General features: G+C 59.5%; 18 protein-coding genes. 7 read left to right on the top strand and 11 right to left on the bottom strand.

The genetic code is table 11. From position 1 onward, the window contains the following. Positions 1-72 precede the first annotated feature (72 nt). The 3 genes from KFB96_RS19565 to KFB96_RS19555 all read right to left on the bottom strand — a co-directional run bounded on the left by KFB96_RS19565 (position 73) and on the right by KFB96_RS19555 (position 3,212). Entirely contained in the window at positions 73-2,061 is a 1,989-nt protein-coding gene (locus tag KFB96_RS19565; protein ID WP_213501506.1) for a hypothetical protein, read from the bottom strand. A gap of 176 nt (positions 2,062-2,237) precedes the next feature. Next, positions 2,238-2,693 carry a hypothetical protein gene (locus KFB96_RS19560; protein ID WP_213460627.1) on the bottom strand — a complete coding sequence of 152 codons (456 nt, stop codon included), beginning with the start codon at positions 2,691-2,693 and terminating at the stop codon, positions 2,238-2,240. Between the two features lie 279 nt (positions 2,694-2,972). Then, complete coding sequence (locus tag KFB96_RS19555) at positions 2,973-3,212, bottom strand: hypothetical protein (protein WP_213460626.1); 240 nt, start codon at positions 3,210-3,212, stop codon at positions 2,973-2,975. Between the two features lie 260 nt (positions 3,213-3,472). On the opposite strand from KFB96_RS19555, the gene KFB96_RS19550 reads away from it, so the two are divergent. The 6 genes from KFB96_RS19550 to KFB96_RS19525 all read left to right on the top strand — a co-directional run bounded on the left by KFB96_RS19550 (position 3,473) and on the right by KFB96_RS19525 (position 9,489). Beyond that, positions 3,473-4,501, top strand: coding sequence for a sulfotransferase (locus KFB96_RS19550; protein WP_213460625.1), 1,029 nt, complete (start codon positions 3,473-3,475; stop codon positions 4,499-4,501). After that, positions 4,498-5,784 carry a glycosyltransferase gene (locus KFB96_RS19545; RefSeq protein ID WP_213460624.1) on the top strand — a complete coding sequence of 429 codons (1,287 nt, stop codon included), beginning with the start codon at positions 4,498-4,500 and terminating at the stop codon, positions 5,782-5,784. Before KFB96_RS19550 ends, KFB96_RS19545 begins: the two co-directional genes overlap by 4 nt. Before the next feature lie 239 nt (positions 5,785-6,023). Further along, positions 6,024-6,650: a methyltransferase domain-containing protein gene (locus KFB96_RS19540; protein ID WP_213460623.1), complete on the top strand. Its 627-nt coding sequence runs from the start codon at positions 6,024-6,026 to the stop codon at positions 6,648-6,650. A gap of 7 nt (positions 6,651-6,657) precedes the next feature. Then, entirely contained in the window at positions 6,658-7,470 is an 813-nt protein-coding gene (locus tag KFB96_RS19535) for an SDR family oxidoreductase (protein WP_213460621.1), read from the top strand. Then, positions 7,467-8,393 carry an NAD(P)-dependent oxidoreductase gene (locus tag KFB96_RS19530; RefSeq protein WP_213460619.1) on the top strand — a complete coding sequence of 309 codons (927 nt, stop codon included), beginning with the start codon at positions 7,467-7,469 and terminating at the stop codon, positions 8,391-8,393. Before KFB96_RS19535 ends, KFB96_RS19530 begins: the two co-directional genes overlap by 4 nt. A gap of 220 nt (positions 8,394-8,613) precedes the next feature. Beyond that, the gene (locus KFB96_RS19525) at positions 8,614-9,489 is read left to right on the top strand and encodes a sulfotransferase (protein ID WP_213460617.1); all 876 of its coding nucleotides are present in this window, start codon (positions 8,614-8,616) and stop codon (positions 9,487-9,489) included. A 34-nt stretch (positions 9,490-9,523) separates the two neighbouring features. Here the strand turns inward: KFB96_RS19525 and KFB96_RS19520 are convergent, their stop codons facing one another. Both KFB96_RS19520 and KFB96_RS19515 read right to left on the bottom strand, forming a co-directional pair. Then, entirely contained in the window at positions 9,524-9,997 is a 474-nt protein-coding gene (locus tag KFB96_RS19520) for a hypothetical protein (RefSeq protein ID WP_213460615.1), read from the bottom strand. A gap of 55 nt (positions 9,998-10,052) precedes the next feature. Beyond that, on the bottom strand, positions 10,053-10,481 hold the full coding sequence (locus KFB96_RS19515; RefSeq protein WP_213460613.1) for a hypothetical protein: 429 nt from the start codon (positions 10,479-10,481) through the stop codon (positions 10,053-10,055). A 63-nt stretch (positions 10,482-10,544) separates the two neighbouring features. Between KFB96_RS19515 and KFB96_RS19510 the strand changes: the two genes are divergently transcribed. After that, positions 10,545-11,426 (top strand): SDR family oxidoreductase, encoded by an 882-nt coding sequence (locus tag KFB96_RS19510; protein WP_213460611.1) that lies wholly within the window; start codon positions 10,545-10,547, stop codon positions 11,424-11,426. Here KFB96_RS19510 and KFB96_RS19505 read toward each other — a convergent pair. The 6 genes from KFB96_RS19505 to KFB96_RS19480 form a co-directional block, all read right to left on the bottom strand. Further along, positions 11,389-12,162, bottom strand: a complete 774-nt coding sequence (locus tag KFB96_RS19505; protein ID WP_213460610.1) for a DapH/DapD/GlmU-related protein — start codon at positions 12,160-12,162, stop codon at positions 11,389-11,391. The two genes, KFB96_RS19510 and KFB96_RS19505, sit on opposite strands and share 38 nt — an antisense overlap. A gap of 66 nt (positions 12,163-12,228) precedes the next feature. Next, a complete protein-coding gene (locus KFB96_RS19500; RefSeq protein WP_213460608.1) occupies positions 12,229-13,434 on the bottom strand; it encodes an ABC transporter permease in 1,206 nt (401 codons plus the stop codon). Next, positions 13,434-14,159 carry an ABC transporter ATP-binding protein gene (locus KFB96_RS19495; RefSeq protein WP_300970534.1) on the bottom strand — a complete coding sequence of 242 codons (726 nt, stop codon included), beginning with the start codon at positions 14,157-14,159 and terminating at the stop codon, positions 13,434-13,436. Before KFB96_RS19495 ends, KFB96_RS19500 begins: the two co-directional genes overlap by 1 nt. Positions 14,160-14,162: 3 nt before the next feature. Further along, positions 14,163-15,443, bottom strand: a complete 1,281-nt coding sequence (locus tag KFB96_RS19490; RefSeq protein WP_213460606.1) for an efflux RND transporter periplasmic adaptor subunit — start codon at positions 15,441-15,443, stop codon at positions 14,163-14,165. A 382-nt stretch (positions 15,444-15,825) separates the two neighbouring features. After that, the gene (gene fabZ, locus KFB96_RS19485; protein WP_213460604.1) at positions 15,826-16,290 is read right to left on the bottom strand and encodes a 3-hydroxyacyl-ACP dehydratase FabZ; all 465 of its coding nucleotides are present in this window, start codon (positions 16,288-16,290) and stop codon (positions 15,826-15,828) included. A 61-nt stretch (positions 16,291-16,351) separates the two neighbouring features. Then, complete coding sequence (locus KFB96_RS19480) at positions 16,352-17,539, bottom strand: beta-ketoacyl-ACP synthase III (RefSeq protein WP_213460602.1); 1,188 nt, start codon at positions 17,537-17,539, stop codon at positions 16,352-16,354. Between the last annotated feature and the right edge of the window lie 111 nt (positions 17,540-17,650).

Here is a 17,650-nt window from a genome sequence, read left to right as displayed (position 1 = left end):
CTTCGACTCATGAGCCCCCATGGGTTATGAGAGGTTCATAAACTACGTCAGCATCAAGATCATCGCCCGGTTCTAAGGAAGAGGGTTAGGAATGGTGGGCACACAACCTCCACCTACGCAGGTAATGTCGCGGGTATACTTATGATCCACGGAGGACGAATAGTTCCCGTTGCCGGCACTCTGGACCTGGTAGTTGGTGATCTGGAACCCAACCACCGGCAGTCCGAGATACTGGTAGCGCTTGCCGACCAAGCCTCGAAGATTACCGCCCGGAATGCCCCCTGCGCTTGGGCTCTGGCGCAGATCCATTATGGCCCAACCTAGCTGGTCGTTGTTGAGACCGATGAACTGCGGGAACAGATCTTCCGGAATGGTCACATCCACATCGGAGGTTAGACCCACATTCCCACCCGCGACCACGGAGTCACCGAAGTTGATCACGTTTGTCTCGTAGCACAAACCTGGGATCGTCGTCGGAGCTGGAGATGTGAAGCTGACGAAGTTCTCCTCAGAATCGAACAACCAGGCTGAAACATCGTTGCAGGAGCGGCCGCCTGGCTTCCCTGCAGTCGCCTGGAAGCGCTGCGCGAACGGATCATAAGCAGCGGGTTCAGGATTTACTCCAACCGGCGCGAAGTCCATCAGGGTCGGGTAGATGTTGTCGCGATTGAAGGGCGCATAGGTCGGGATTGCTTCGTCGTTCTGGATGTCGACATAGTAGTGCTTGGTCGGGAAGGTCAAAACCCACTGGGTACGCACCTGATCGATCAAAGCACCAGGATCATCGCGATAGCCCCATTCGTTGACGACTTCACTCCGAGTGATGACTGCACTAACTGCATCAACACCGCCGCGGACCCAAGGATAGACCCAGCCGGTTTCGCCAGGAACCGGAACTCCGTTGCAATTTTCTGCCCATTCTGCAGGAGTAGCAGTCTCCAAGCACGCATCAGTTTCGCTTTCAACCGCAAGGCTACGACGCGGTTGCACGCGCGTGAGGGTCGGATTGATGCCGCCGTTTTGCCCATTGACGATCGGCGCGCCGAACGGCTCTCGAATGAGGCTGAAATCAGTCGGGTTATCAAGGAATTTCAAAACCCATGTGTTCCAGAAGTCAGGCATGATCCCGACAGTCGTACCGAGATCGGAGATTTCCGGAACGGTTTCGGAGATGCCCGGCAAATAGTTCACACGCGACGCCGGATTGGCGGAGTCTAGGTCGGGCTTCTGATCGTCCGTGGTCAGCTCGGTGATCAGACGACGAGCGGGGTTGATGGTGATCCCGTCCTTCGACCAGCGTTGGGTGAAGTTGGCCAGCATGGTCGTCGGCACACCGATGGATTGGCCGCTCTCGACACGGATAAGGTAGGAGTTAATCGCGAGAACGTTGCCGACATCCATTGCCGTCGCGAGTGACTCACCCGAAGGCTGTCCGCCCAAACCGAAACGCGCAACATCCAAGCAGGTCGGGCTGCCGCCGGGCGGATGCTTCACGTTCTGGTACATCTGCGTACCGGGTCCCCATTCAGCGACACCGATAACTTCAACGTGGCCTTCGTGCGCGCGCGCGGGGCCGGTCGTGCCGCCATCGGCATAGTTGCCACTGTAGGAAGAATCCTTAAAAAGCTGGAACCGCACTTCTGGATCACCCGCTACCGACAACCAGTTATTGCCTTGCCGTGCTGGAGTTGTACAGGAGTTGTCGAAAGTACGGATGCCCGCACCGAGACCGGTTCCGCTTGCGTCCGGATCCGTCCATGCCGTCCAAGCGTCGTAAGGCGAGAGCCAAACCACGAAATTGAGCACCTCGCGGCTGTTCTCGGCTTCGCGGAAGCGCAACTTCACCGCAACGGCGTTGTCGGAATTGTTGAAGATTCGGATGAATGAACGCCACGTACCGTTCACCGGGTCCGACTTAACGGTGTAGTACGGGATGATGCCCGCGTCACCAAGCCCTTCGGTTGCGAGTTGCACCGACGCCTGTGCCCCAAAACTGCCAACGGCGAAAGCGGTCGCAAGGGCCGCTGCCAGCTTTGTTTTCTGCCCAAAGTTACTCATCATTCAGCTCCTTACACATTGAGTGACATCATTAACAAAGTCAAAGCCAAGTTGGCTTGTAATCGACAAGGCCGTCCGTCACCACAAAAGACGGCCCCAGTCTCCGGGCGGCCCAGACACCGCGATCATACCGGGACTTCCCGCCCCAAGTCGCCGAGACCGAATTTGAGGGACGACAGTCAATCGTCCCGCGACTCGGCATGCACCGCATCGCCGCCAGCATCCATGTCGGAAGGCACGCGGGGTTCGGACATCGCGACGAACGTTGGGGCATGCCACCATTCCCCGTCGCGCTCCAGCCAAATCTCCTGCTGCGAGGATATCATTGGTCGCCGCCCCGTAGGAGGCGGCAACGTCACCAGGCTATGGACCTCCAGCACGACCCGGGCGCGCGTGCCATCAAGTTCGATATCGCGGATCTCAGCCGCCGTCGGCTTGAGATCGCCGCTCGGCGCAGTCTCGGCAAACCGAGCAAGATCGTAGAGCGCTCGATAGGAGGGTAGCTCAAGGGCGTACGCGTCCGCGATCTGCCCACTTTTTAGCGCATCCCACCGCATGAGAACACGCGACTCCAAAATTTCGACTTGTTGCTCCCGGCCTGCCTCGGCCGCAGTCACTTCGGACTCAGCACTCACCGCATCATCTGTGAGAGAGAGGCAGCAAGCGAAGCCGACGCCAAGACAGATCGACCAAACACTAGACTTGCTTCGAAGGCCGGTTGCGTGACTTCTATTCGTACTCGCGATCATAGCATCTGTTGCGACAATTTCTCATGTTTTGCGACAGTGGTAAGTATAGCACGCTCACGCGGCGGTCAATGTTGTATTTTTACAAACGTTGCGCGAATGCGCCGAAAGGCGCTCAAGTTGACGGGTTTTTGCCGGCTCAGTGCTTTTCAACGTGACATCAAAGATCTAGCCGAAAATACAAGATTGAAATCCCTCCACATCAGATGATTCGCTTCCGGTTATTTCACCGCGGACCGATCCGATATCGTACTGCGCACGCAACATGCGCATCCCCGTTGCTTCCTTGGTCACGGAGATGGTTAGGAAATCCAGGGGCGCATGGAAAGAGTCCATGCTGCCTCCGGCCGACTTGTCGGTCTGGGCATTCTCAACGAAGAAGGATAAACGAGCAAATCGCATCTTCATTCTTGCGACAGCAATCTGCGGCTCTCTTGATGAACGCGTGTTCTTAGCGTCTCATGCTTGTCAGCCGACAAATCCCGCTCGCGAGGGTATCATTGGGCAGGGCAAGGTTTTCGGCCGGGTCATGCCCAGGCCAGACGCGACCACCTGAAATTCGGCGGTACGACGGGGGGATCGCCGCGTGCCGGCAATCGAGCTGGTCGGAGCTCCAGCGACGATCAATGCCTCCCGACCCATCGCGTTGCAGTCTTCAAGGAGTCAACATGCCGGGCATCCCTGCCGAGATGAAACCATCCGTGGCCGATTCGCTATGCGATCGCAGCCGATGCCTGGACACCGACGACAGCGGGCTCGGCGAGCTCGAAGGCGCGCCGGTCTTCATCCTGGGCCATCATCGGTCCGGTACGACCCTGCTCTACGAGCTGCTCGAGCGCACCAAGTCGTTCAATATCATTACGGCCTATCATGCCGTGTGCTACGACTGTCTGCTGACGCACGCGCAGCGCGGCGAGTCCGATACCTACAGGCAGAGGCTGAACGACTATCTCGCCGAGCACCGTCTGCAGACGCGGCTGATCGACAACGTGAAGATCGACGCGGACATGCCCGAGGAGTACGGCATGATCCTGTACAAGAGAAGCGGGGCCTTCTCGGTCACGCGCAAGAACGTGCCGCTGCTGCGCGAGCTGTGCCGGAAGATTCAACACATCGGCGATCCGCGTCGAAACGTGCTGCTCAAGAACCCATGGGACTACGATCGTTTCCCGCTGATTCACGAGCTGCTGCCGACTGCGAAACTGGTGTTCATCCACCGGGATCCTTTGAATGTCCTCAACTCTCAGATCAAGGCGTTGCAGAAGAATTGGACGGCCGACCCCAATCCTTATATCGGCATCCTGTTCGACAGCTACGCACGGGCGCAACGCAATCCGCTGATCAAGACCTTCATGCGCTGGGCCACGAATCCTGATTCCAGGACCCAGCTCGTGCGTCGCTTTCTGACGCGTAAGTACATTCGCATGGAAACCTTCTTCCGCCGGCAGATCGGCGCCTTGCCGCCCGAAAGCCATCTCAGCGTCCGCTACGAGGACCTGTGCGCGGACCCCAATGCGGTCGTGGATCGCATCATGGCATTCATCGGGGTCGAGGCGCAGTCGGCCTGCGACTATGCGTCTTTCGTCAATCCTCGCGAGGTTCAGTTGCTCGCCGGGATCGAACGCAACCGCGAAGCCTTGCTCAAGAAACTCGCGGCCGTGTCGCAGATTCCCGTATCCGGATCGAGCGTATCATGAAAATCAGTGTCTTGACCTTCGGCTCACGCGGCGACGTTCAACCCTATGCGGCACTTGCCAGGGGATTTCACGACGCTGGCCATGAGGTGAGCTTGGCCTGCGACGCCTACTTCGAGACCTTCGTGAAGGAGCAGGGCCTGGCCTTTTGCCAAGCCGGCGATTATGTCCGAGAGATGCACGACGTGATCCGCGAGCATCTGAAGATGTCCGCCATGCGTCAGCCCTTGAGCTTCACGCGTTGGGTGGGCTCCAAGCTGCCCGCCATCCTCGAAGGCTCGCTCGCGGCATGCGAGGGGGCGGATGTCATCCTGACATCGCCCGCGGCGATCGGCAGTCTGCATCTCGCGGAGAAGCTCGGGATCCCCTGCATCTACTCTGTCGTGGGTCCGCCGCTGACGCCGTCGATCGACTCGCCCAGCGGCTATGTGCCGGGCTTTCGCTACCTGCCGAAATTCCTCAACCGCAGCAGCTACACCCTCACGGAGCAAGCGCTGTGGCAACCCTTCAGGAAGGCGATCAATCGTTGGCGCACGGAGACCCTCGGTTTACCGCCGCTCGCGCTTGCAGGACCCTTTGCGCGGATGCGCGCATCGAAAACACCGGTGCTCTATGGGTTCAGCCCGCTAGTCATTCCGCGCGACCCGATCTGGCACGAGAATATTCACATTACCGGGAATTGGTTTCTCCAAACCGATCCCGCCTGGTCCCCGCCGCCGGACCTTGCGAATTTTCTCGCGGCCGGTCCGCCTCCTGTCTATATCGGATTCGGGAGCATGGTCAGCGACGAGGCGGCACGCTACGGCGAGATGGCCGTTTCCGCCCTGCTGAAGACCGGCCAGCGGGGTGTACTGGCGCGAGGATGGGGCGGACTCGACCCGGCGAGCTTGCCCGAGACCATCCATGCCATCGACGCCGCACCCCATGATTGGCTGTTCCCCAAGATGGCGGCCTTGATCCATCACGGCGGAGCCGGAACGACCGGTGTCGGGCTGCATGCCGGTGTCCCGACCACTGTGATACCCTTCTGGACGGAACAGTTCTTCTGGGGATCTCGACTTCGGCAGTTGGGCATCGGCCCGGCGCCGATACCGCATCGCGCCATGACGGCCGATAAGCTGGCCGCAGCCATCGACACCATGCTCAATGATTCGGAGATGCGCCGGAAGGCGTCCACGCTGGGTCAGGGAATGCGTTCGGAGGATGGAGCTCGGCGCGCAGTCGAGATCGTAGAGCAATTCGTAGATCGGGCGGACCCTGTCGCCGATCGACCACATCATCTTTGAGCGAGACATCGTCAGTGAATCAGTCGACACCGAACCAAGGTCGCGGGGCGTCTTTGCGATGTCCGAATTGCCAGCAGGTGGGCGGATTCACGTTGCCGCCGGTTCGAGTCGATGCCGATGCGGACCAAGCTCCGACATGCAGGTTCTGCGGCCATCGGCTTGCATGGCACGACAGAGCCATTGCCGATGTCCTTCCCCCCGATGAGGACCGAAGCGATCGCCCCTTCACTCAAAAGGTGATGGAGACGAATCTGTTCGCGCTGATGTACGAGACGCCTGTGTGGCGTCCGTTGCACACGCTGGTGGGCTCGGGCATGTTCATCGGGCGTTGGGTGGAGCGCCTGCTCGATCTTTCCGAGACCGCCGAGCCGAAGCGCGCAATCCTGGATTTGGCGTGCGGGACCGGCCATTATGCCCGCGCCCTCGGCTTGCGTGATCCGGAGGCGGAAGTCTACGGTCTCGATCTGTCGTTGAGCATGCTGCGGCAAGGCGCCCGGATCCATGCCAAGCGCGAATTCCGGCCCGAGCGCCTTGTTTGGGTGCGCGGCGACATGATGGAGCTGCCGTTCGGCGATGCCAGCATGGACCAGATCAACTGCTGCGGCGCCTTGCATCTCTTCCCGGATCTGGTTCCTGTCTGGAAGGAGATCGCCCGGGTACTGAAGCCGGGCGGCATCCTGACCGGAGAGGCGGTCTGCGTGAATCCGCTGGTGGCGCCGCTGCAACGACGGCTGATGCGCCGAAAAAAGGCGACCTTCTTCGAGGAAGCCTGGTTGCGCGACGCGCTCGCCGAGGTCGGCCTGTTCGATCTGCACTACGAGCCTCATCGCGTCCTCGCGATGTTCCGGGCGACGCGGCGAGACTGAAAGGTCGATGGGCGACTCCTGGCAAGGTCGGCGCGTCCTGATCACCGGAGCCTCCTCCGGACTGGGCGAGGCGCTGGTCCATGTTTTGGCGCGCGAAGGCGCCGAGCTTGCATTGGCGGCGCGCCGGGTCGAGCTTCTGGATCAACTCGCCGCAACGCTGGCGGTTCACGAGCCGACCATTCACACCTTCTATTGTGATCTTGCGCAGCCAGGCGCTGCTGCCGCGCTCGTCACTCAGGCCGAGGCGGCGATGGACGGCGTTGATCTGCTGATCCTGAATGCCGGCGCGGTCCGAGAAGAGCACCTGCTCGACAGTGACGAGGAGGCATCGCGAGCGATGATGGAGGTGAATCTCTGGTCCGGCTACTCGGCGATTCGGGCAGCACTCCCCGGGATGCTAGAGCGCGGGTCGGGGCACATTGCGGTCATCACGTCATTCTGCGCCTATGCCCATCTGCCCTTGTCGTCCGCCTATTCCGCAAGCAAAGCCGCGATGGCCAGTCTCTCTCTGGTGCTGGCGAACGAGCTCCCGCGCAAGATCGGCGTGACCTTGGTCTATCCGGGGATCATCCGCACGCCGATGTTCGATCACGTCCAACGCCAGGTTCCGGCGATGCGCAAGCTGGCGTTTCTCGGAATCGACCCGGAACCCGCCGCACGCGCCGTATTGCAGGCCGTGCGAAGACGCAAGCGGCGCCTGTATCTGACCGCCGCCGCCAAGGCCATGGCCTTCTCGATGCGCCTGGCACCGCAGTGGACCGACGCGGCCGTTGCGCACATCTACCGTCGTCTTCCTTCCGAATGGTTGGGCCGATCATGACACAACTCGTCGCCGTCACGGGCGCGAACGGATTTCTTGGCCGGCTGCTGGTACCGGCCCTACTCCAACGCGGTTGCGCGGTCAGGGCGGTCATTCGCAACCCGGGCAAATGGCAAGAGGTTGCAGCCGATCTCGGACCATCGGCCGCCGCCGTCACCTGCGCGGTTGCCGACCTGGACGACCCGGATGCTTTGGTGCGCGCCTTCGATGGCGCGGATGTCGTTCTCCACAACGCCGCTATGGCCAGCCCGTTCAAAAACGGCTGGGACGAAAACTATCGGCCCAATGTGCTGGGAACCGAAAACGTGCTGAAGGCCATGTCCCGGAGCGGGGTCCGCCGTCTGCATTATGTCAGCTCGATCGGCGCCTATAAGCTGACGGCACGTCACGCACTCGGATTGCGCGTTGTCCAAGAAGAGGATCCCGTCTACCGCGATACCGGGCGCCCGCAACGCAATGCAAACCGGGTCACCAAGGCGCTCGCCGAGGGTCGCTGCCGGGCGGCGGCTGCCGCCGAAGCGATCGATCTCACCATTCTGAGAACCTCGGCGATGTATGGCCCCCACGACCCCAACGTGGCGCCGATCATGCGATTCGTGATGAGTAAACCGGTGATGCCGGTGCCGAAACTCTATTTTCCGCTGGCCTTTGCACCGGATGTCGCCTCGGCCATCGCGGAGGCTGTCGTCCGGGACGACTCGCGCGGCCGGACCTACAATCTTGCCGGACCCGCGGATGTCTCTATCGATCGCTTTTGCCGTGCCTGGCGCGACCGCATCCAGGCCCGGACGCGGCTCATCCCGATTCCGTTGCCCGTGAGGATCGCCTTCGACAACAACCGGGCGATGCGTGAGCTTGATTTCAGCCACTCGCCGCTGGCGAGCTCGCTGGGATTCCTCGAAGACAACGGTCCTTCGCAGTAACGCGTCGCGCGGGAATCACGCGCGGCCGCCCCGGAATACCATGACAGACAAACCACCGACGATACGAAACGCGGACGGGGCGACTTTCGAGACGAAGGTCCGGGAGACACTGCCCTATTTGACGAATCGCGCACCGCGATTGGCCAAGATACAGCGGCTGTTTCCAGTCGCACACGCCCTTTACCGTTTGATCGGGCGCCCGCGCCATGAGTTGCGATGGATGACTCAAGATCCTGTGGCGCTCGATGCGTGGGTCGAGCAACGACTCGACCTCGGGCACAGCCCCTGGCTGTTTATCCTGGGCCTCAACAACTCCGGTACGACACTCCTCACGCGCGTGCTGGAACAGCATCCGATGATTCGCTCGCTGCCGCACGAAGGGCAATGGTTGACGCCGGCGCTTCCGCACCCGCCGACATTCGGTGCCGCGCGCACCTGGTCGAGCCGAGCTGACATCTTTCACTGGATCGAGACCGACGATCCGAGCCCCGCGCGCAGGATACGCTATGATTGGGCTCACTATTACCCCGATCGCCCCGGGATCCTGTTGGAGAAAAGCCCTCCCAACACGTTACGCTCACGCTGGCTCGAAGCAAATTTCTCACCGAGCCGATTCATCGGGATCGTGCGTCATCCCTACGCCTTGTGCGAGGGCGCGCAGAGACGGCTGGGGGTCCCGGTGGACGAAACCGCCCGACATTGGCGAAATGGCACCGGCATTCTACTCGACGACGCTGAGCACCTGCGGCACGTCGTTCTGATGCGTTACGAAGACCTGACCGCGCACCCGGCGCCGCTCTTGCGCCGCCTTGAGGCATTTCTCGATGTTCCGCCCGCATCCTTGGACGAGACCGTCCTCGGCGACATCAAGGCTAGTTATATCCGCAAGGAATCGGCGCCGCTCCGGAACATGAATCCGGAGAGCTTCGCGCGGCTTTCCCACGCGGATCGCGAGCGCATTGCTGCGATTTGCGGCGATCTAATGGATCGCATCGGATACGAGACGCTGCCCATCGAGGGTGCCGATGGATTAGTGGGCGGTGTCGCGCCGCAAGGACACGCTTGGCTGACACCCGCACCGCTGCGTCAAGACTGAACCGATGGATCGCGTCGATCGCCGCACGCCGTACTCAGGTCTTAGGGTCTAGAGGTGCGCGTAAGGCACTGCGCGCGAGCAGATAATCGATCATAAGTCCATTGACGACGGCGAAGATCACCACTTGACCGGTCAAGATGAGGGTGAAGGTCCAGCCAAAATAGCCGATGATCAAGGGAAGGAAGAAGAGTTGTATCGTGCGGGAAAAGAGGAAGGCCGCAATCAAGCCTTCGCGCATCCCCTTGGCCCGCAGATCCTGCAGGATCGCGACCCAGACATGCATCGGCCCCACCGAGAGCGTGCCTGCCGCCAGCGCGATCAACCAGCCGCGCGGACCCGAGGAGTGCCCGACCCAGCGGCCGATCCAACGCGCATCCAGAAAGGTTTCGGACAGGGCCATCATCAGAAGGACCAGGACGAAGAGGGGCGCAAGCTTGATCGTGAGTCCCCAAGCCTGTTTGACCGTCTCGACGACAAGATCGGCATCGAACATTGCAACAATGCTCAACAACGCGACCACGCTTAAAAGGAGCACCCATCCAACCGGTCGAAACAGGCGCATCTTAGATCCAGTCCAACAGGTGAGCGGTGACATACGCGATGATCAGCGTCGAGACAAACGCCAACAGATTACGCGTAATTGCGAATCGGTTGCCGCAGGCGCGCATCTCGTAAGGAAGAAAAGCCAAGCCGACGGTTGCCCAAGAGACGATCAGTGCAGTCGCGGTCGCGGGACTGATTCCGTTGCGTACCAACTCGCCGCCTACGAGGTATCCGACAAAGACTTGCCCCATTGCCAGACTGCCGACGACCGCACCGACGAGCGCATCGAGTGCCGGATCATGACCGAAAAACCGCTGCAACGGCTGATCGGGCAACAGCTGCGTCATCAGACTGAAGACCAACAGCACCGCCGGCACCAACGGCAAAAGAAAAAAGAAGCGCTCGACGGCTCGCTTCGCGCTGACCGTCCCTCTCTGTTTGATGGACACCTGTCTGCCTCATTCGAAATCGGTTGCGGGACGACCCCTGTTTGAACGACGAGATTGCATTTTATGATCCAGTATCGCGATTGGGACATCAGAGACCGCGTGTGCATCGTGACCGGTGGCAACGCCGGGCTTGGTCGGGCGACAGCCACCGAGTTGGCGAGACGGGGGGCGCAGGTCTTCTTGGCCGGTCGGTCGCGAGAGCGCACCGAGTCCGCGGTCGCCGAGATCAAAGACGCCACCGGCAACCCGCGGGTCGACTGGCTCACGCTCGATCTAGCTTCGTTCGGCTCCGTCCATGCCTGCGCGGACGCCTTCCTGGCCAAAGGACTGCCGCTGCACGTCCTCGTCAACAACGCCGGTCGCTCCGGCTGTGGCGGTCTGACAAATGACGGCTTCGAGCTGGTCTTCGGAACCAACCATATCGGCCATTTTTTATTGACGATGCGGTTACTCCACCGCATGCTGGAGTCCGCTCCCGGCCGTATCGTCAACGTCACCAGCCTCAGCCACCGCAAACTGAAGTCCGTTGACTGGTCGATCGCAAGCCGAGCGACACCAACGAGCTTTACCTGGCCGCACCCAACCTACCCCGTATCCAAGCTCGCCAACATTCTTTTCACGAAGGAGCTCGCACATCGGCTGGCCGGAACAGGCATCACGACGTATGCGGCCCATCCCGGTGTGGTTGCCACCGACATCTGGCGCGTCATCCCGACGCGGCTTCAACCTGTGCTGAAATTGCTCAAACCATTGATGGCGACATCCGAACAAGGTGCCCGCACGCAAATCCGGTGCGCCGTCGCGCCCGAGCTCGCGACGGAGTCAGGTCTCTTTTACGCCGACGAAAAGGTGCGCGCCCCTTCGGCGCTTGCGCAAGACGCCGAATTAGCGGCGGAACTCTGGCGTCTCAGCGAGGATTGGTGCGGGTATCCTTCTCCGGTTTGACAGGTGGCATCAAATCCTTAATTTTCTGAGCAGGATTACCGCCCCAGTATTCGTTTGGAGGGATCAGCGTATCGGGGTAAACGACCGAACGAATCTGCAGAACGGACCCGTTACCAATCTCGGCGCCCGGACAGATGATTGAATCCGCGCCGATCACGACACGATCGCCGATGCGTACCGGTTTCAACATCAGGCCGCGATTGTCGTAGAAATGCGCAAGCACGAGTGTTCCGAAGCCGAGCTGAGTGTTCTTGCCGATCGTCACCAGGTAAGGGTCCAAAATATAGCTCACGGCACTGTCGGGGCCGAATAGCCTTCCATAGAGCCAAGATAGAGGCGGAAGCTTGATCAGGACCGGAAACAGGGATGTTGCAAATGGCGCGGTCAAACGCAAACGCAGCAGCAAGTTGTTCATCGCGAAAACAACGATTTGCTTCGGGGGACGTCCCGTCCCGGTCAATCGGTAAACTCCCGGCCGCGATTTCGGAACGATGAGCCGCAGCACCAACAGGGTGATTAAATAACCGTAGCAGAAGGTGATTATCGCAGCGATGATCGCCCAGGATAAGGGAAGAATACGCGCCGGATCGTCGGGCTTCAAAGCCATGAACACCCATAGCGCCGCGCTCAAACCAACGCCCAAGACCAACAAATAGGCCGAAAGATAAACCAAGATAACGAGCTTGCGGCCAAGGCCCAGCTGCATCATCGCTTCCGGAAGCGCAATCGCTCGCACTGTGCACAGCTCCTCGGCTTATCGTACGTCATACGCGCCGGACGTTACCAACGCCCCACGCAACCTTTATTCGTGTCGCAATGCCTCGATCGGGTCCAAGCGTGCAGCACGTCGGGCCGGAAAATAGCCGAACACGATGCCGACGGCCGCCGAAAATAGAAAGGCAAAGACAACGACTCCGACGTTGAATACAAAAGGCAGGTTCAGCAGAGCGGCCAGCCAAACAGAGACGCCAATGGCCAAGACAATGCCGATCAATCCACCGAGTGTCGAGAGCACGACGGCTTCGACGAGGAATTGCAGCATCACCTCGTCCTCCTGAGCCCCGATCGCCAACCGAATGCCGATCTCCCGAGTGCGCTCGGTTACAGACACGAGCATAATATTCATGATACCGATACCGCCGACCAACAGGCTGACCGATGCAACCGCACCCAATAGGGCGGTCAGTATCTTGGTCGTCGTTGTCAGAAGTCCGGAGATCTCGCGCATATCCATGACCATGAAATCGGACTGATCACCTGGGGAGATCAGCCGGCGCTCCTTCATGAGTCGGTCGATATCGGCCTTTGCGAGATCGATCGAATCTCCGGCACGCACGGAGGCGTAGATTAGACCGACGTTTTGATTTCCCGTGAAGCGCCGCTGAAGTGTTTTGAGCGGGATAAGAATGAGGTCGTCCTGATCAAGCCCAACGCTGCTTTGCCCCTTGGCCTCAAGCACGCCGATGACGTCGCATGAGGCCCTTCTCAAGCGGATGCGCGATCCGATTGGATCCTCCTGACCGAACAATTCGCGGTGAACGGTCGCACCGATCACGCACACCGCCTTACCCGCACGAAGCTCGGTTTCGGTGAAGGAGCGACCCGAAACCAGTGTCCAGTTCCGCACCGTAAAATACGCATTATCGCTGCCGGTGACGTTGGTCGCTCGCTTCCGATTACCGACCACCGCCGTCATCGGCAACGATGCGGCCGGGGCAACCGCATCCAAGCCAGGGATTTCGTTGCGCAGAGTTGTCGCGTCGTCCAGATTAAAGGATCTCGCGTCGGACAGGACACCCGGACCAACGCGCTGCCCCGGCCGTAAGATCAAGAGATTACTTCCTAGGCTTTCGATCTGACGCTGCACCTCGAGGGTAGCGCCTCCACCAAGGATGACCATAATGATGACGGCAGCAACGCCGATCACGATTCCGAGAACGGTGAGAAACGAACGCAGCACATTGCGGCGAACAGCCCTCCCGGCGAGCACGAAGCTGCTCCAGAGCATCAGGTCGCACCCTCGCTGGAGAAGTCTTTCGCGACGAGCCCGTCGAAGAACTCAACAATGCGAGTCGCATATTCCGCCATATCGTGCTCATGAGTAACCATGACCACTGTGATACCGCGAACCTTGTTCAGCTCTGTCAGCAACTCCATGATTTCGCGGCTTCGAGCCGAATCCAAATTACCCGTGGGTTCATCGGCGAGCAGCACGAGCGGCTCGCTCACCAAGGCCCGTGCAATCGCAACGCGTTGCTGTTGTCCGCCGGACATCTCCGAGGGAGTGTGATGCTCCCAGTTCAACAGCCCGACGGCCCTCAATGCCTCGCGCGCTCGCCGTCGACGTTCGTGCACACGCACACGTCGATAGATCAAAGGCAGCTCGACATTCTCGATCGCGGAAGTTCGGCTTAGAAGGTTGTATCCCTGGAATACGAAGCCGAGATACTCGCGTCGGAGAATGGCCCGCTGGTCGCGCGACAAATTGCCGACTTCGGTCCCGCGAAACAGGTACGCACCGGAGGACGGCGAATCCAAGCACCCCAGGATATTCATCGCTGTCGACTTTCCCGAACCGCTCGGCCCCATGACGGCAACAAACTCGCCGTCTCGGATCGTCAAGTCGACACCCCGAAGCGCCTGCACGGTCGCCTCGCCTCGCCCGTAAATCCGTGTGACCTGACGCAGCTCAATGACCGGGACCATATCCACCGCGCTCGCAACCGAGGCCACGTCTCAGAGCACCGAAGTCGACATGCTGACCACCAAATCGTCCCCCGGCTTGATATTCCCGTCGAGAATTTGGGTGACGACACCATCCGACACCCCGACTTGAACGGGAACCGCTTCGGGGACTCCTGACTCCAACACCCAAACCAGGCGACTATCGCTGGCGGCATCGTCCCGGATGGGAGAAGGCGGCTTCTCTCGCGCTTGGCCGGCAAACCGATTGAACAGCGAAGGCTTCGAGACAGCTTTACTGACGTCTTCCCGCGGACTGAAGCGAAGTGCGGCGTTCGGAACGAGCAAGACATCGCGGAAACGTGCAACGCCGATCTCCGCCGTCGCCGTCATCCCGGGCATCAACAAGAGCTCCTCGTTATCCACGTTCAACAGCGTCTCGTAAGTCACGACGCCGTCCAAGCTCTTTGGGGAGAATCGAACCTGCCGAATGTCGGCCGGAAACTCCTTGTCGGGATATGCGTCGACGCTGAAGGTTGCCTGCTGTCCCGCAAGGACCTGCCCGACGTCTGCCTCGTCGATGTCGACGTGTAGAACCATCTCCCGCAAATCTTCTGCCAGGACCAGCAGGATTGGTGTTTGCAGTGCTGCTGCCACGGTCTGTCCGGACTCCACCCGCCGCTCCAGGACAATACCGTCGATCGGCGAACGAATGATCGCCTTCTCGAGAGCACGCCGATCGGCGTCAAGTTGGGCCTGCGCCTGCTCAACCTTTGCTTGGGCTACGGCCAGCCCGGCTTCAGCCCTCGCAAACGCCGCGACCCCGCGATCCAACTCTTCTTCTGTCGAGAGGTCCCTCCCGATGAGATCTCTGATTCGTTTCAGGCGGTTGCCGGTTTCGGTCAGCGTGGCATTTGCCTCCATAACCCCAGCTTCCGCCAAGCTCAAAGAGGCTTTTGACTGCCGAAACCCTGCCTCCAATTGCTCGGTATCCAACTTAACCAGAATTTGCCCCGCAACGACACGATCATTGAAATCGACCTCGACCGACTGAATTGTACCCGAGACCTCGGTTCCGACATCGACCTGGTTGACGGGCTGAAGTCTTCCGGTCGCTGTCACGGTAAGACTCAGATCCCCTTTTATTGCCTTCGCCGTAGTATAGAGCGTATCTCCTTCGCTGCCTTTGAAAACGAAGTAACCGGCGGTACCGAGGCACACTAAGATGAGCAGGAACGTGACATTTCGCCGCGTACGCGCGCTACGCGCTTTCCTCTCCGCACGCGTCAGGGCTTCGCTTATTCCCAGCGCAACCGCATCCGAACCGTCTTTCATGACGGCGACTCCTCGGCAGTCTCGTTACACGAATTCATCATAGTGATGCTCAGAGGTCAACAGGTAACAGCATACATCGCCGCGAAGTGGTGAGCGGGCTTCTTCGACTGCTCGGGATCGGACGAGCGCAGAGGATGATTTGGAGGCCATCTGAAAGGGGGCGGTACCGACGGATGAAATCACGCCTCTCGTCCATGTGCTCAGGGGAGCCTCGTTCGTAATTTAGGCCACGGTGGCAGATGCCGCAGAGCGCCGCAGGACATGCGTGACAACGCGGAGCGGTGTCACGAGTGCCCCGAGGTTTGGGTGGCCTGTGTAATGGGCGAGCCCCTCCCGGGCGAAACCAGTCGCATCGACAGTATACTCTTTTCGGGAAACCACTCTAGATTTGAGCCGCACACATCAGCTCCGCAATCGCCACCTGGACACCACCGACACTCGCTTCCGCTTGAAATTTTCCCACTCCTTGGGTGATCCGCAAAACGCGCACTTGAATCGCCAACTGATCCCCGGCCTCGACATGCCCCGAAAACGATGTCCGATCAACACCGATTAAAAAAAACCGCGAGTCGGCAGAAACCTCCTCGGCGCTGAGTACGGCGAGGATCCCTGTGGCTTGGGCCATCGCCTCGACAATCAAAACAGACGGAAAGAATTGCGATTCGCTTGCCATATAGTGTTCGTTTGCTGTCACAAGCTTGCGCGCCTCAAGCGCACGACCGGCTTGATAGTCCACCACTCGATCGACCAGAAGGAACGGAAATCGATGTGGCAATGTGGACAGGATTTCCGCAATCCTGACCGAATTTGGACATGCATTCGTTATCGCCGGTTTTTGGATGGGCATACTGTTATCCGAAGAGGGATCGCATCCATCAAGTAACGACGAATTCACCGCACCACGCATGTCAACAAACGGTCAACAGCATCCCGGCCATGGTAAAACGAGCGCTCTCCGGCACGGCACAGAAAACCGTTTCGCCATTCTGGAGGCGCCCCGATCTCGCAAGTTCATCGAGCATGATGAAGATCGATGCCGATCCGGTGTTTCCCTTGTCCGCGAGGTTTGTAAACCACTTTTTCTCCGGAAGCTTCACGCCGTTCGCTTCGAACTGCTCCATCAAGACATCCTTGAAATACATGGAGGACAAATGCGGCAAAAACCAGTCGACGCGATCGACATCGAAACCCTGCTCTTCGATGAGATAAGTCAGCCCCTGTACAGCAACATCCACCATGTGAGCCTCAAGCACCCGGGCGTCCTGCTGCAAGAGGAGGTAGCCTTTCTGGGGGATTTGGCTTCGGTCATCTTCATCGAACCAGAAAGTCAGATCACCATCTTTGCTTTTATTCATCCCGGCATACATGCACACGGGAAGGCTTCCCGCCCACGACCTCAAGGCAACAGACTCGACCTTGAAATTGACCGCGCCGACCCGCGGCGCGGGCTCCAACAGAACCGCGCCTGCGCCATCCGACAGCATCCAACGTAGAAACTCCTTCTCGAATGCAACCATCGGCACAGCGTCGGGATCGGCGTGAAGCGCATCGATCAATGGTTCGTATTGCTTGACCTCCATGAAGGCCGACGCACATTCCGACCCGGTCACGATGAAGTTGCGCGCATGACCCAGCGCGACATCCATGTAAGCGTATTTGAAAGCAGACATCCCGGATGCGCAAACACCTGCCGTCGAGACAATCTCGGCCGGTGGCATCCCCAACTCTCCGGCCACCATATTGGCATGCGAGGGGATCAGTTGATCAGCCGAAGATGTCCCGCACGCCAAGCCTTCTATCTGCTCCAGTTTTAGACCGGCATCCCGCAGGAGGGCAGTAACTGATTCGCTCGCAAGCTGAGCATTGGAGTGCGTCTTTCTCCCGGTTTTCGGGTCGATGGCGTAGTATCGAGTCTGAATCCCGTTGTTTGCCAAAACAAACTGCTTCACGCGTTCCGGCTGCTTTTTCAATCGGCCGATGACCGACTCGATATCACTATTGCCGACCGGAGCGTTCGGCAGGTATGAGCTGGTGCGTGTGATATAAACGTCTTTCATAAAAGCCTCGAAAAAGAATTGCTTCGCCAGCAGTTGCATTAAGCAAACTAAAGTCCCGCCGAACCGGATTCAAACGAGAACAACCTTCAATCAGAGCGGAGCGAGGCTCCGGGCCAATTCCGGCGTTCGCGTCGTATAAGAGGATTACTG

The organism is Thiocapsa sp., assembly GCF_018399035.1.
GTDB lineage: Bacteria > Pseudomonadota > Gammaproteobacteria > Chromatiales > Chromatiaceae > Thiocapsa.
The sequence above is the reverse complement of the archived record's forward strand: the minus strand, read 5'-3'. Positions and strand labels throughout refer to the sequence as shown.